Origin of the sequence: Bacteroides sp. AM23-12, assembly GCF_003434395.1 — a bacterium.
GTDB lineage: Bacteria > Bacteroidota > Bacteroidia > Bacteroidales > Bacteroidaceae > Bacteroides > Bacteroides thetaiotaomicron.
In genome coordinates, this window is sequence record NZ_QTLF01000006.1 from 152,078 (window position 1) to 167,684 (window position 15,607).

Genomic DNA, 15,607 nt, shown 5'->3' on the forward strand with positions numbered 1-15,607 from the left:
AAGGGAGGACTCGTTTATTAGTCCTCCCTCTCTTTATTATGCTTAAAACAAATTGTGCTGTTACTTGGCTAGTTCATTGATTACATCCATAATCTTCTGACCGATCTCTTCAGCAGCTTCCATAGTCGAAGCCTCGCTGTACACACGGATGATCGCTTCCGTGTTGCTCTTGCGCAGGTGCACCCACTTATCAGCAAAGTCTATCTTCACACCGTCGATGTCATTGATTTCTTCGTTCTTATAGATTTCCTTTACTTTAGCCAGGATAGCATCCACATCGATTTCCGGTGTCAGGTCTACCCGGTTCTTGGCAATGAAATAAGGAGGATAAGTAGCACGAAGCTCGCTCACCTTCTTTCCTTCGTGAGCCAGATGGCTGAGGAATAAAGCGATACCTACCAAGGCGTCACGTCCGTAATGGCTGGCAGGATAGATCACTCCACCGTTTCCTTCACCACCAATTACAGCATTAGTTGCTTTCATCTTGGTGACTACATTTACTTCTCCTACAGCAGAGGCGCTATATTCCATACCGTATTTGCGGGTTACATCACGCAAAGCACGGGTAGAACTCAGATTAGAAACCGTATTGCCCGGAGTATGCTTCAATACATAATCGGCTACAGTAACCAATGTATATTCTTCACCGTACATGACACCGTTCTCGCAGATCATAGCCAGACGGTCAACATCCGGGTCTACAACGAATGCAACATCCGCTTTTCCACCTTTCATCAGGTTCATGATGTCACCCAGGTTTTTTTCAAGTGGTTCGGGGTTATGCTGGAAGTTTCCGGTAGGTTCACAATAGAGTTTCTCTACATGTTTCACACCCAGACGTTCCAGGAGTTCCGGAAGGATAATACCTCCTACAGAGTTTACACAGTCGATAGCTACACGGAAATTCGCTTTCTTGATAGCTTCCACATCTACCAGTTCGAGAGCCAGTACGCTGTCGATATGTTTTTGATTATAAGTCAGGTCTTTGCGGTAAGATCCCAAGTGGTCTACATCGGCATAGTCGAATTCCTCAGCCTCAGCAATACGAAGTACTTCGTTGCCTTCTTCCGCATTCAGGAATTCTCCATGTTCATTGAGTAGTTTCAGTGCGTTCCACTGTTTGGGGTTGTGAGAAGCTGTCAGGATGATACCGCCACAGGCGCCTTCCATCGTCACAGCCAGCTCGGTAGTCGGGGTAGAAGCCAGATCGATGTCTACAACATCCCAGCCCATTCCCATCAGTGTGCCGACAACTACGTTTTTTACCATTTCACCTGAGATGCGGGCGTCGCGTCCCACTACAATTTTGTTGCTTTGTGCCTTACAGGTCTTACGAATCAAAGTAGCATAAGCCGAGGTGAATTTTACAATGTCAAGCGGATTTAGTCCCTCACCCGCTCCTCCGCCAATAGTTCCGCGGATTCCAGAGATAGATTTGATTAGAGTCATAGGTCTTTTAACTAAGATTTATATGGGGGTTAATTCAGTGCTTTGCTGAATGTCCAAATATCATAATAGTATGGATTGACGTATTGTTGTGCTGATGAATGTCCTACCTTGGAAGGAACGATCAAACGTACGTGAGCGTAGTTGCGCACAAAAGGTAGTGCAAGCAGCCAGCCTGCAGGTACTGCTGTTGACTGATAATAACTTGCCCAGTAATAGTCCATTTGTATGAAAGTACCGTACACATAGCTGCCTTCGGCTACATAACGGAATACAGCGGGATTCGTGTAAAGCTGATTTGCATCTCCCCACTCTTCGAGGAAGACATTGAAACAGGTAGTGTCGCGTGTCATTATATCTTCTTCGATATAACGGACGCAGATTTCATTGTTGTTAGCGAAAGTATCCGTTTTGTTCTCGGCACTTCCACGATCTACAATCTGCATATATACACCATCGGAGAGGGCAACGTATTCGTTCCGGATCAAATCGGTGACAGTATCATTCTTCTCAAATTCGTCCTGTGAAATGATCTGGATTCTTTTATCTTTGATGAATTTATTCACCGCATTCTTTTCGTCCTCCAACATTTCAGCGTAAGTCTTTGAATCGTCGCACGCCTGGAATATACCTCCGGCTGCCAACAAAGAGAGAAATAAAAATACAAGTTTCTTCATTATCTGTTATTTAGCTATATTCTGCACAAATGTATCTCAAATTCATTGAAAGATGAAAGGGGAAAGTTGAAAGTTGGTAACTTTTAACCTTTCTCTGTCTACTTTTAACCTTCCATTCTTAGCTTTTGGCTGTCAACAAAGGTTTATATTTCTCCAGTGCCTGTTCGAAAACGGCTTTCGCCTCCTCTATCGTTCCGAAAAATTCACCGCCCGAAGCATTCAGATGACCGCCTCCGTTAAAAAATTCGGCTGCAAGCTGATTGCATGGGAAAGTACCGACCGAACGGAGCGAAATCTTAATCATTGGCTTTTCCGTATCTTCCCGCAAGAAACAGGAGAAACATACGTTCTTAATGGTAAGGGGAATATTCACAAACCCTTCGCTGTCACCTTTTATATAGTCAAACTTACTTTGTTCTTCCTTTGTCAGCGATATCAATGCGGCATTGTAATCTGAGTAAACCACCATATTTGACAACACATACCCCATCAGACGCAGGCGGCTCTCTGAATATGTATTGTATACTTTACGGTAGATATCATCTTTATCAATCCCTTTGGAAAGGAGTTCGCTGATGATAAAATAAATCTCGCGATTGTTGGAATTGTAGGTAAAGCCACCTGTATCCGTCATCATACCGGTATAGATACATTCTGCTCCTTCCTTTGAAATATCACTGAAGTAGCCCATACGACAAATCAGACGGAATATCAGTTCGGAAGTGGAAGATATCTTAGGATAAGACATGGTAATCTTACAGAATTCTTCGGGATAAAGATGATGGTCGATCATCACTTTGCGTGCCGGAGAAGCTGCCACGGCATCCGCCATCTCATCAATACGCTTTAAGGCATTAAAGTCCAGACAGCAAATCACATCAGCTTCGGCAATCAATTTGTCCGCAAAGTCCTTATAGCGGTCATACAAAAGGATATCCTTGCTGCCCGGCATCCAGCGGAGGAAATCGGGGAAAGCGTTAGGAACAATTACATTTACTGTCTTCTCCTGTGAATCCAGGAAGTGATAAAGCCCCAGTGAAGAGCCGATAGCATCGCCGTCGGGCGACACGTGAGAAACGATTACTATTTTGTCAGCGCGCTCAAACCACTTGGTAAAGTGGTCGATTTTTGCCTGTTCTATTACTTTAGTCAACATACCATATTCTTTTTCGAGTTGCAAATGTACGATAATTCTTCGTACTTAGAGCAAAAACCGCACAGAACCTTCTTCAGACAGAGTGATAAAATGCAGATGCAGTCTCTTACATTCCTCCCGGAAGAACTGTTTGCGATCATCGGAAAGGGAAGCATCCAACAGGATACAAGATGGAGAAAAGAGTCCGGTAAGTTCTTCCAGACGACCGTTATAGCCTTTGCATAAGTACATATAATTAATAAATAACGGTGAAGCGGCAGATTTGTTCCGCCATCGATTATCGGTCACCATACAAATACGGTAGCCATGATAAAATACAATCTGCTGATGACGACAGAAGTCAACGTTCTGACAATCAGCCGTTACTTCTATTGGAGGCAGAAGTTGATGACGTCTCCAATAATTAGCCGCTACAGCCTGCAAACGGCGCTTATCAGAAAGGGTATCGGCATAGTTCAGCCAAGAAGTCCCATCCTCAGCAATACAATGAATCGCCGGACAACCACGGACATTGTAAAATACAAGGCTCGGACAAGGACGGTCATACCAGCGCATGACCGTGTGATAAATGCCCAGACACAACAGGCAGGAAAAGCAAACAACAAGATTCCTGAACCTTCGGGTCTTCAAATAATAAAGAAAAAGCAACAAGAAAATGTAGATGCCCAACACCTCCAGACGATAAAGCCAGATACCATCCAAGGAAGCATAAGGAAGTTGCTCAACCCACCGGACAAAATCATTCAACACTTTCAACAGGAATCTGACTGCTCCCGCCATAACAAACTGAACGGCAGGCAGTGGAGTCAGAAGAAGCATAAGAACGGCAGCATACAAAGTTACAGTCACCAAAGGTATGACTACTAAATTAGTCAGCAGAAAATGAGTGGAGAAACGGGAGAAATACAGCATTACAAGCGGAGCAGTTCCTATTTGCGCAGCTATCGATACACTCATCAATCCCCAAACATATTTTCCTATCCTGCTCTTCACAGGCAACAACTGATAGACCGGTTTCTGAATCATCAAAATAGAAAGTACAGCTAGAAAAGATAATTGAAAACCAACATCGAACAACCAAGCCGGATTGACCAACAGCATTACCCATGCGGTAGCAGCCAGTGTATTCAGAGTCAATGATTGGCGTCCGAACAGTTCCGCTATTGCCAAAACCGAGAACATACTTACCGAACGGACGACAGACGGTGACAGACCGGTAAAAAAGGCAAAAGACCATAATAAAACAAGGAGCAGAACGGAACGGAAATATCGCCCTGCCTGCCACTTCCTTGCTAGAGGTTTCAAAAGGAGGAAAAGCAAAGCATACAAAAGCCCTATATGCAGGCCGGATAGAGCCAAGACATGACTGGCACCGGATACTGAATAACTTTCACGGATAGAGTCACTTAAATCGGTCTTCTCACCCACGGTCAACGCTGAAAGCACAGCCAGTTCATCTCCTTCAAATCCCAGCTTCCGATAAAGGTTTATCACCTTTTCCTGACAAAACATCGCAGTATACCTGATAGATGGTGACCATAACGCCCATTTCCCGGATGCTACGTACCCCGTTCCACTAATGCCATGACGCATCAAATAGCGGGCATAGTCAAACTCATCAAAGTTTCCTCCGTTAGCGGGTGGAGCAATGCGGGCAGATACCAGCAGTTCATCTCCTATCTTTAATTGTTTATCCCCCAGTTTCAATAAAGTAAACAATGAATCTTTCTGCAAATAAAGAATAGCCTTTCGCCCTATCGGACATACCCCTGACGAATCTCGCAGCTCTTTAAGCAATACCCTACAGAGCAACGTCCGTTCTTTAGTCTCCGGAGTATCCGTTAGTCGTACCCGATAAACCGCTTCCTTCTCCGGAAAGTCATATACCGTTTGTTTTAATTGACAAGTAATGCCTAGCCACCCGCCTGCGAAACAAAGCACAAAGACAGATATTCCAAAACACCACCGAAGTGAACGCCGTTTCAGAAAATAGAGGGCAATGCACAGTCCGGCAAAGAGACCAAAGTTCAGAATACTCCAAAACAGTTCCGTCGATTGATCAAAGAAGCAATCTCCACAAAAAACGCCTGCTATCCACGGGATAATCAGGCGTATATAAGGATACTGATGTAAAGAGGCAGTATTCAATGTGTCCGTTACAACTTGTGTAACTGGCGGATCATCTCTTCCGGGTCCGGTGCTCCGAAGACAGCATTGCCGGCTACCAGCACATCCGCTCCTGCTTCCACCAGTCGGGCACCCGTTTCCAAATTCACACCTCCATCCACTTCAATCAATGCTTTTGAACCGGTCCGTTCTATTAAAGCACGCAATTCACGGACTTTCTCTACAGAATGCTCAATGAACTTCTGCCCGCCAAAACCCGGATTCACACTCATGATAAGTACCATATACACATCCTGAATGATATCCTGCAATAAAGCAACAGGAGTTGCCGGATTGATTGTCACTGCCGGCTGCATTCCAGCTTCTTTGATTTGCTGAATCACCCGATGAAGATGCGTACAAGCCTCATAGTGAACATTCATCGTATGTGCGCCCAACGCTTTCACTTCAGGGATAAACTTCTCCGGATTGACTATCATCAGATGTACATCCAACGGTTTGTCCGTCAACTTTGCTACATACTTCAACACCGGGAAGCCGAATGAAATATTAGGAACAAATACTCCATCCATTATATCAATATGTACCCACTCCGCTTCGCTGCGGTTTATCATTTCAATATCTCTCGCCAGATAACCAAAGTCGGCAGAAAGGATGGAAGGAGAAATAATCGGTTTCATCATTCTATTGTTTTAAGTTCTAAGTTAGCTTGACCGTGGTCAGTTCATTCTATCAATTCATTTTATATCCATCCGACAAGCGGAATCCACGAAGCAATTCATCGGTCTTCAGACGTTTCTTGCCGGGAAGCTGCAAAGAGAGGACAGAAACAAATCCATCGGGCACAGCCACCTTTATATATTTCTTGCCATCCGTCACAACTGTTCCGACAGGCAACTGATGTGCCTCATAAATCTTCTCGCTCTCAAAAATCTTCATCACCACCGCTTCTCCTTCCGGACTGACCAACTCACTCCATGCAGCAGGATAAGGCGACAGACCACGAATGAAATCATACACCTTTTTCACCGGAGAATTCCAGTCAATCCGGCAAGTCTCCTTAAATATCTTCGGAGCGGGACGTAGTTCGCCCACCACTGCCATATCTTCCTGAGCAATTGGTTTCACCGTATCATTCAAGATCGCATCCACGGTTTCGAGCACCAGCTTACCACCGAGGATCATCAGTTTATCGTGCACCACTTCCACATTATCCGTGTCGGCAATGGGGACACGTACTTGCTGAATCACTTTTCCGGTATCAATCTCGTGTTGCAGGAAGAAGGTAGTGATACCAGTCTCCGTATCGCCGTTGATAACCGCCCAATTGATAGGAGCAGCACCCCGATACTGAGGAAGCAACGAAGCGTGCAAGTTGAAAGTACCCAACCGCGGCATATTCCAGACCACCTCCGGCAACATACGAAAAGCAACCACAATCTGAAGATCAGCTTTCCACTCACGAAGTGCCTGCACAAAAGCCTCATCCTTCAGTTTCTCCGGTTGCAGCAACGGCAAGTTCTGTTCGAGTGCATATTGCTTGACAGGAGAATATTGAATTTTGTGTCCGCGTCCGGCCGGTTTATCGGGCATCGTTATCACGCCTACCACGTTATAACCACCCTCTACCAACTGACGCAGGGCCTCCACCGCAAAATCGGGAGTACCCATATAAACGATCCTTAAATCTTCTTTCTTCATAATCTTCTTATTATCTTCGTAGAAGTTATCTGCATAGTAACCTGGCTCCGGCACCTTGCCGGTTAATCTTCAGAAAAATGTACCAGTACTTGGCGGTATGAGTTAAATATCTTTGATTTGGAGACAAATCCCTGATATCGTCCTTCTTCGTCCACTACCGGCAGATTCCATGCTTTGGTATCATCAAACGTCTGCATCACTTGTTCCATTCCATCCGTATCGAATATCTTGGCAGGAGCAGATGTCATTAATTTATTAACAGTAAAACGGTGATAAAGTTCTTGCCGGAACATGATGTTGCGGATATCGTCGAGCAGGACAATTCCCAACAATTCGCCGGTCTTTTTATCCGTCACCGGAAACATATTACGGTGGGAAGCGGCAATGGCTTTTACCAACTCTCCCAAGTCCATTTCCGGATGCACGGCTACAAAATCTTTCTCCACCACATTCTCCATCTTCATCAAGGTCAGCACTGCCTTATCCTTATGATGTGTGAGGAGTTGACCGCGCTTGGCAAGACGCATGGAGTAAATACTATGAGGCTCGAAAGCTATAATCGTTAAATAAGAACTGACAGACACAATCATCAACGGCAGGAACAAATCGTAACCTCCGGTCAGCTCGGCTATCAGGAACACTCCTGTCAACGGAGCGTGCATAACCCCACTCATAACACCCGCCATTCCCATCAAGGCGAAATTCTTTTCGGGCAGATAGGCGGAAAAGGCAAAGTCATTGCTGAAATGAGAAAACACGAATCCGGCAATACACCCTAGATAAAGCGAAGGAGCGAAAATACCACCACACCCGCCGCCACCGTTCGTCGCACTGGAAGCAAACACTTTCAGCAAGATAATCAGCATCAGATAAACCTGCAACAGATTACCATAGCCGTAGAACATAGAGTTGTTCATAACCGTGTCCCATTCCGCTGCCGAAGTTCCGTTCAGCAGAAGTTCGATTGTATCATAGCCTTCACCGTAGAGCGGAGGAAAAAGGAAAATCAGCACACTCAGCATCACACCGCCAAAAGCAAGTTTCTGATAAGGGTTCTTGAGTTTTCCGAATACCCCTTCAATGGAGTTCATCGCCCGTGTGAAGTAGAGAGAAATCAGTCCGCAGAAGATTCCCAGCAAGATCACGTAAGGGATACGTTCCAGTTCGAAAGCCTGGTCGAGGTTGAACTTGAACATAGCCTCCGTTCCGGTTGTGATATAGGAAACAGTTGCCGCAGTCACGGCGGAAATCAGCAAAGGAAGTAGAGAAGACATCGTAAGGTCGATCATCAGCACTTCCAGCGTAAATACCAGTCCGGCAATCGGGGCCTTAAAGATTCCCGCAATCGCCCCTGCCGCGCCACAGCCGACGAGCAGCATCAGCGTGCGGTGTTCCATCTTGAAAACACTTCCCAGATTGGAGCCGATGGCCGAACCCGTCAGCACAATCGGTGCCTCCGCTCCAACCGATCCACCGAAGCCGATCGTGATGGCACTGGCAATTGTAGACGACCAGATATTATGTCGTTTGATACGCCCCTGACGACGCGAAATCGCATACAGGATCTTGGTAACACCATGACTGATGTCATCCTTCACGATATTACGCACAAACCATCCCGCCAGGAAAATACCGATCACCGGATATACCAAATACAAATAGTTGGCCGATGTCGCATTAAAGTTGTTTGTCAGAAAATTCTGTATCTGATGAATAAGGAACTTCAAAAATAAAGCGGCAATCGCAGTGAAGATCCCGACCAGAAAGCTCAATATCAGGATAAACTGCTTTTCCTTAATATTAGCTTCCCGCCATTTGATGCAACGCTGTAGTAAACTCTGTCTCTCCTCTCTTTTCATCTATTCACGAATTATCTTGATCACTCCGCCTTTATCTAACTTTATAATACTTGAGGGCTTGGGACGGCTCATATCATCCTGTCGGAAGCCGACTATATAGTCCACTGCCGACTTGACTTCTTCGCTGATCTCAGTAAAGTTGGCCGCTCCCGGCTGTCCGCTGATATTGGCAGAAGTGGAAACAATGGCTTTACGAAATTGCTGACAAAGTCGTCTGGAGAATTCTTCATTGGTCACCCGGATACCCACGCTGCCATCTTCCGCCAGCAGGTTCGGAGCCAAATTCCGTGCACCGGAATAAATAATAGTCAATGGTTTATCGGCTACTTCTATCAGGTCCCATGCCACATCGGGGACATCCTGTACATAAAAATCCACCTTCACAGGAGAGTCTACCAGTACCAGCATAGCCTTGCTATCGGCACGTTTTTTTATCTCATACACCCGGTGTACAGCCTCTTCGTTAGTAGCGTCGCAGCCTATGCCCCATACAGTATCGGTAGGATAAAGGATGACACCTCCTTCATTCATCACCTGACAGGCTTTTTTAATATCTTCTATCATTTCTTGAACTATTTCTGTTGAGAATAACACGCAAAAGTAGTACTTTTGCGTCGAAATAAAAAAGATTAAGGGAAAACAATGGAAGAAATCGTATTTCATCATGCACTGCCTATCCAGTTGCGCTTCAACGACGTAGATAAATTCGGTCACGTCAACAACACTGTCTACTTTTCTTTCTATGACTTAGGGAAGACTGAATATTTCGCCTCCGTATGTCCGGGAGTGGACTGGGAAAAGATCGGTATAGTGGTCGTTCATATCGAAGCCAATTTTGTAAAGCAGATTTTCGCATCCGATCATATTGCCGTACAAACCGCCGTTTCTGAAATTGGAACCAAAAGCTTTCATCTCATCCAACGGGTGATCGACACGGAAACCCTAGAGGTGAAATGTATCTGCAAATCGATCATGGTAACTTTCGACCTGGAAAAACATGAGTCGATGCCGCTAACCGAAGACTGGATAGAGGCAATCTGCAAATTCGAAGGGAAGGACGTACGCAAGAAGAAAAACTGAAAGAAATAAGCCTTCCCCGGTGCCAGGACCATTCCTCATCGCTGCCTGACTTCGGAGAGCCAAAACCTGAGCGATAAGAAAAGTTTTATACTGAATCATGTCCGCTATATAATAGAAATTACTTGCTTATACATTATATTATATATAATTCCTCTCTCCAAAAGTGAACAGCAACCATGTGAATACTCTCTTAATGAACATAAAGGAAGTTTGCCACTTTACGCTCTCCTTGATGATCATAGTTTCTGTTATCACAGGGAAAGTTCACAATTCCCTCTTCCGGTGCACCGGACAGCCATAAGGCGGTAGAACCTCCTCCATCCAGATTCAGCGCATCTTTTCCACCCAATACATGAAGCAGATGTGCCAGTTCCGGAATGTTGATTCCGACAGCATTTTCCGGAGATCGCCCATCGACAGTAACAAACAGAATCTTTCCTTCTTCAGTCAGACAAATAGCACTACGCGGATGTTTGGTTTCTATAAAATTGGCATTGCACTGACTCCAGTCATAGTATTCCCCGTCTTTCAGCATCAACGGGCCAGAAGCTAACACAGAACCTTTATTTTTCTTGTAGTTCTTCTCGATCTGCCTGTCCCAAGGAATGAGCTTCACTTTTCCTTTCTTCTCATAAACCGCTCCTGTCACCCGCAACTTCAATTCATCCAACGAAGTAGTGTCCACAACCTGACTTCCCACCTTCAGAAAACAGACGGAGTTTCCTTTCGTCATATCAAAATAGGAGCCGTTGATGGCTCCGATGGCCTGATGTTTCCGGGCAATCCGGCTTATTTTCTCCAATTGTCCGGTAAAGGCAATGCCGATCTTTTTGCCAGTCCTCGGATTTATCTCCAATATATTAATGGACTGAGCGCCTTGATAAAGAAAAGGGATGGAAGCCCGCTTATGTACAATTCCATTTTCTACGGTCACCACTTCCCAAGGAGCTGTCACTATTGCTATAGAGTCAGCAACAGTCTGTGCATTTACGACCCTAACGGACAACAAGATTAGAACAATGATACCAACAAGATTTCTTCTCATAAACAGTCTGTAAGTTTTGGATTCATATTTCGTGTAGCAACTAATCACACAAAGATATACTTCTCCCGTCATATAACTAATATATTCGGATATAAATTAATTCATTTATATGTGATTTGTAATCAGATGTATGAAAGAAGCATGGAGGACTTGACAAACCGCTTTTAATGTTGTATCTTTGTAAGTGAAAACCGGAAGTAAATTCGATAACATTGATAATATAGACGAAATATGAGCAATAATAAGTATTATATAACAACAGATTACAGGCATTCCCACTCCGGGTAATGCTTGTTGGATAGTCTGATACAAGCTAAGGGCTGCGATTCTTTATGGGAATTGCGGCCCTTTTTGTTGCTTAATATTGATATTTATTGCAGGAATAACGAAATCCGAGTTTATAATAAACTTGGAGGACGTTTATAATAAACGATGAAAGAATTTATTAATAAATGATTGGAGGTTACTACATAATTAGTCAAAGTCTTTCGTATAGATGTTGGTGCTGATTTTGAAAAGTTCTTTATTTTCTAGGTAAATCGATGAATTATTGCTACAATACTACCTTTCTCTTTTTGTGTCATATAACTGAATACCTTATGATGTTATGAGGAGAATAATCTTCGGACTTAATTTTTATTTTCGCTTTATTAGCTATTAATACGAATCAGCGGTTGATTCAAATCTGTATGCATTTGCTCCATTTGAATACCAAGCCCGTAAGGAGCTAATTCCACAGGTTTTGAAATATTTTCGTCATATCTACTATACCCTTCCGCTTTTTTTCGTACTTTTACCCCTTGTTGGAAAGTAGCGCCTTTCTGACCCCTGAGAACAGAAAAAGAAAAAACAATATATAAAATGAATCACAAATGGAATTATCAACCCATTACACCCGAACAGGCAGAGACAAGCCAGACATTGGCCCAGGAATTAGGCATTAGCCCGATACTTGGACAACTTTTGGTGCAGCGGGGAATAACGAAGGCAGGAGATGCCAAGAAGTTTTTCCGCCCGCAATTGCCCGACCTGCACGATCCGTTCCTGATGAAGGACATGGACATTGCAGTAGAACGTCTGAACAAGGCGATGGGAAAGAAAGAGCGTATTCTGATTTATGGAGATTATGATGTAGACGGTACTACTGCCGTAGCACTGGTCTACAAGTTTATTCAACAGTTCTATTCGAACATTGACTATTACATACCCGACCGCTACAACGAAGGGTATGGCATTTCTAAAAAAGGAGTTGACTATGCCTCAGAGACCGGCGTAGGATTGATCATCGTACTCGACTGCGGAATCAAAGCAGTGGAGGAAATAACGTATGCGAAAGAAAAGGGAATCGACTTTATCATCTGCGACCATCATGTGCCGGACGATATCCTCCCCCCTGCCGTCGCAATCCTGAATGCCAAACGCCTGGACAACACTTATCCATACACCCACCTTTCCGGTTGCGGAGTCGGTTTTAAGTTTATGCAGGCATTTGCTATCAACAATGGTATTGAATTTCATCATCTGATTCCATTGCTCGACCTCGTAGCGGTGAGCATTGCGTCGGACATCGTCCCGATCATGGGCGAAAACCGTATTCTCGCCTATCACGGTCTGAAGCAACTGAACAGCAACCCCAGCGTCGGCATGAAAGCCATCATCGATGTATGCGGACTCTCCGAAAAGGAGATCACCGTCAGCGATATCGTGTTCAAAATCGGACCACGTATCAACGCATCGGGACGCATCCAGAACGGTAAGGAAGCGGTGGACCTCCTCACAGAGAAGGACTTTTCTGCCGCACTGGAGAAAGCGGGACAGATCAATCAGTACAACGAAACCCGGAAAGACCTCGACAAGAGCATGACAGAAGAAGCTAACAATATTGTGGCCAATCTGGAAGGGCTGTCCGAACGCCGTTCCATCGTGCTTTATAATGAGGAATGGCACAAAGGTGTCATCGGCATCGTAGCATCCCGTCTGACAGAAGTTTACTACCGCCCGGCAGTAGTACTCACACGGACGGATGATATGGCCACCGGTTCCGCACGTTCCGTCTCCGGATTTGATGTGTACAAAGCGATTGAACATTGCCGCGACCTGTTGGAGAACTTCGGCGGACATACCTATGCAGCGGGGTTATCCATGAAAGTGGAGAATGTGGAAGCCTTTACCCGACGATTTGAAGAATATGTGTCACAACATATTCTGCCGGAACAAACCAGCGCCGTCATCAATATAGATGCGGAGATCGACTTCAGAGACATCACATCGAAATTCTTCAATGACCTGAAGAAATTCAATCCTTTCGGTCCGGACAATATCAAACCGATCTTCTGTACGCATCACGTCTATGACTACGGAACCAGCAAAGTAGTGGGACGCGACCAGGAACATATCAAGCTGGAACTAGTTGACAACAAGTCGAATAACGTCATGAACGGCATCGCATTCGGACAGAGTTCTCATGTGCGCTATATCAAGACGAAGCGTTCATTCGACATCTGCTATACGATCGAGGAGAACACGCACAAGCGTGGCGAAGTCCAACTTCAAATCGAGGATATAAAGCCGATTGAATAAGTATCAGGAGATATTAAAACAATACTGGGGTTATGACTCCTTCCGCGACTTGCAGGAGGAGATCATCACCAGTATCGGCGAAGGCAAAGACACACTGGGACTGATGCCTACCGGAGGCGGTAAGTCTATTACATTTCAAGTGCCCGCTCTCGCCCAGGAGGGCATTTGTATCGTCATCACCCCGCTTATCGCCCTGATGAAAGATCAGGTGCAGAATCTGCGGAAGCGGGAAATCAAAGCTCTTGCCATCTATTCGGGCATGACGCGGCAGGAAATACTTACCGCACTCGAAAACTGCATCTTCGGCAATTACAAATTCCTTTATATTTCTCCGGAACGGCTGGATACGGAAATATTCCGCACCAAGTTGCGTTCGATGAAAGTCTCCATGATTACGGTAGACGAAAGCCACTGTATCTCACAATGGGGATACGACTTCCGCCCGGCATATCTGAAAATTGCAGAGATACGGGAACTATTGCCGGAAGTTCCGGTACTGGCACTGACAGCTACGGCCACTCCGGAAGTCGTAACAGATATTCAGGCCCGTCTGAAATTCCGGGAAGGAAATGTCTTCCGCATGAGCTTTGAACGGAAGAATCTGGCATATATCGTGCGCAAAACCGACAATAAAACGAAAGAAATCCCGTATATCCTGCAACGAATATCGGGCAGTGCCATCATCTATGTCCGCAACAGACGCCGCACCAAAGAAATCACCGAACTGCTGATGAACGAAGGTATAACCGCCGACTTCTATCATGCAGGGCTGGACAATGCCGTCAAAGACCTCCGGCAGAAACGCTGGCAAAGCGGAGAAGTCCGCGTCATGGTGGCAACCAATGCCTTCGGCATGGGTATCGACAAGCCGGATGTCCGCATCGTGCTGCATCTCGACCTGCCCGATTCTCCCGAAGCCTACTTTCAGGAAGCCGGACGTGCCGGAAGAGACGGAGAGAAAGCCTATGCCGTCATCCTGTACTCCAAATCGGACAAGACAACACTCCATAAACGAGTGGTCGACACCTTCCCCGACAAGGAGTACATTCTGAATGTCTACGAACATCTCCAGTACTATTACCAAATGGCGATGGGCGACGGTTTTCAATGTATCCGCGAATTCAATCTGGAAGAGTTCTGCCGGAAGTTCAAATACTTTCCGGTGCCGGTAGACAGTGCCTTGAAAATACTGACTCAGGCAGGCTATCTGGAATACACGGACGAACAGGATAATTCATCACGGATTCTCTTTACCATCCGTCGGGACGAACTATACAAGTTGCGGGAGATGGGAAAGGAGGCGGAAGCTCTGATACAGAGTATTCTTCGCTCATACACAGGAGTTTTCACCGATTATGCCTACATCAGCGAAGAGTCTCTTGCCATCCGCACCGGACTGACACGCCAGCAAATCTATAATATATTGGTGACGTTAACCAAACGCCGCATCGTGGACTACATTCCCCGCAAAAAGACACCTTATATTATATATACGCGCGAACGACTGGAATTACGTTTCCTGCATATCCCCCCCAGCGTCTACGAAGAGCGCAAAGCACGCTATGAAGCACGCATCAAGGCAATGGAAGAATACGTCACCACCGAAAACATATGCCGGAGCCGGATGCTTCTCCGCTACTTCGGAGAGAAAAACGAACACAACTGCGGGCAATGCGATGTCTGCCTCAGCAAGCGTGCCACCGACAACTTATCCGAGAAATCTTACGAAGAAGTGAAAAGGCAAATACTCAACTTACTCAGCCACAGCCCTCTCACTCCTGCCGAAACAGCCGATCAGATAAAGGCGGAAAAAGAGGATATCGGACAAGTAATCCGATATTTATTGGACGAAGGCGAGCTGAAGATGCAGGACGGAATGCTACATATTTCAAAATAAGTTATTACATTTGCAGATAAACTCTAAAACAACACTATC

12 protein-coding genes are annotated in these 15,607 nt (G+C 45.3%); 3 read left to right on the top strand and 9 right to left on the bottom strand.

Annotated elements, in window-relative coordinates:
* Positions 1-60: 60 nt before the first annotated feature.
* From glmM to DW640_RS08380, 8 genes are all read right to left on the bottom strand, one after another.
* Positions 61-1,449, bottom strand: coding sequence for a phosphoglucosamine mutase (gene glmM, locus DW640_RS08345; protein WP_048694982.1), 1,389 nt, complete (start codon positions 1,447-1,449; stop codon positions 61-63).
* Between the two features lie 29 nt (positions 1,450-1,478).
* Positions 1,479-2,123, bottom strand: coding sequence for a DUF4827 domain-containing protein (locus tag DW640_RS08350; protein WP_008760869.1), 645 nt, complete (start codon positions 2,121-2,123; stop codon positions 1,479-1,481).
* A gap of 118 nt (positions 2,124-2,241) precedes the next feature.
* Positions 2,242-3,279 carry a bifunctional oligoribonuclease/PAP phosphatase NrnA gene (locus tag DW640_RS08355; RefSeq protein ID WP_008760868.1) on the bottom strand — a complete coding sequence of 346 codons (1,038 nt, stop codon included), beginning with the start codon at positions 3,277-3,279 and terminating at the stop codon, positions 2,242-2,244.
* 45 nt (positions 3,280-3,324) lie between these two features.
* Entirely contained in the window at positions 3,325-5,427 is a 2,103-nt protein-coding gene (locus DW640_RS08360; protein ID WP_048696030.1) for a ComEC/Rec2 family competence protein, read from the bottom strand.
* 8 nt (positions 5,428-5,435) lie between these two features.
* Complete coding sequence (rpe, locus tag DW640_RS08365; RefSeq protein ID WP_022470924.1) at positions 5,436-6,086, bottom strand: ribulose-phosphate 3-epimerase; 651 nt, start codon at positions 6,084-6,086, stop codon at positions 5,436-5,438.
* Positions 6,087-6,138: 52 nt separating this feature from the next.
* Positions 6,139-7,107 (bottom strand): methionyl-tRNA formyltransferase, encoded by a 969-nt coding sequence (gene fmt / locus DW640_RS08370; RefSeq protein ID WP_011109030.1) that lies wholly within the window; start codon positions 7,105-7,107, stop codon positions 6,139-6,141.
* A 62-nt stretch (positions 7,108-7,169) separates the two neighbouring features.
* Complete coding sequence (locus DW640_RS08375; RefSeq protein WP_008760864.1) at positions 7,170-8,966, bottom strand: chloride channel protein; 1,797 nt, start codon at positions 8,964-8,966, stop codon at positions 7,170-7,172.
* Positions 8,967-9,530 (bottom strand): L-threonylcarbamoyladenylate synthase, encoded by a 564-nt coding sequence (locus DW640_RS08380; RefSeq protein WP_008760863.1) that lies wholly within the window; start codon positions 9,528-9,530, stop codon positions 8,967-8,969.
* Between the two features lie 78 nt (positions 9,531-9,608).
* Here DW640_RS08380 and DW640_RS08385 point away from each other — a divergent pair, with 78 nt between their 5' ends.
* A complete protein-coding gene (locus DW640_RS08385) occupies positions 9,609-10,046 on the top strand; it encodes a thioesterase family protein (protein WP_011109028.1) in 438 nt (145 codons plus the stop codon).
* Positions 10,047-10,236: 190 nt separating this feature from the next.
* On the opposite strand, the gene DW640_RS08390 is transcribed toward DW640_RS08385, so the two are convergent.
* Complete coding sequence (locus tag DW640_RS08390; protein ID WP_032840570.1) at positions 10,237-11,091, bottom strand: phosphodiester glycosidase family protein; 855 nt, start codon at positions 11,089-11,091, stop codon at positions 10,237-10,239.
* Positions 11,092-11,952: 861 nt separating this feature from the next.
* Between DW640_RS08390 and recJ the strand changes: the two genes are divergently transcribed.
* Positions 11,953-13,671 (top strand): single-stranded-DNA-specific exonuclease RecJ, encoded by a 1,719-nt coding sequence (gene recJ / locus DW640_RS08400; protein ID WP_008760859.1) that lies wholly within the window; start codon positions 11,953-11,955, stop codon positions 13,669-13,671.
* Positions 13,664-15,568: an ATP-dependent DNA helicase RecQ gene (locus DW640_RS08405; RefSeq protein ID WP_048697022.1), complete on the top strand. Its 1,905-nt coding sequence runs from the start codon at positions 13,664-13,666 to the stop codon at positions 15,566-15,568. The genes recJ and DW640_RS08405 overlap by 8 nt, the downstream gene beginning before the upstream one ends.
* The last annotated feature ends 39 nt before the right edge of the window (positions 15,569-15,607 follow it).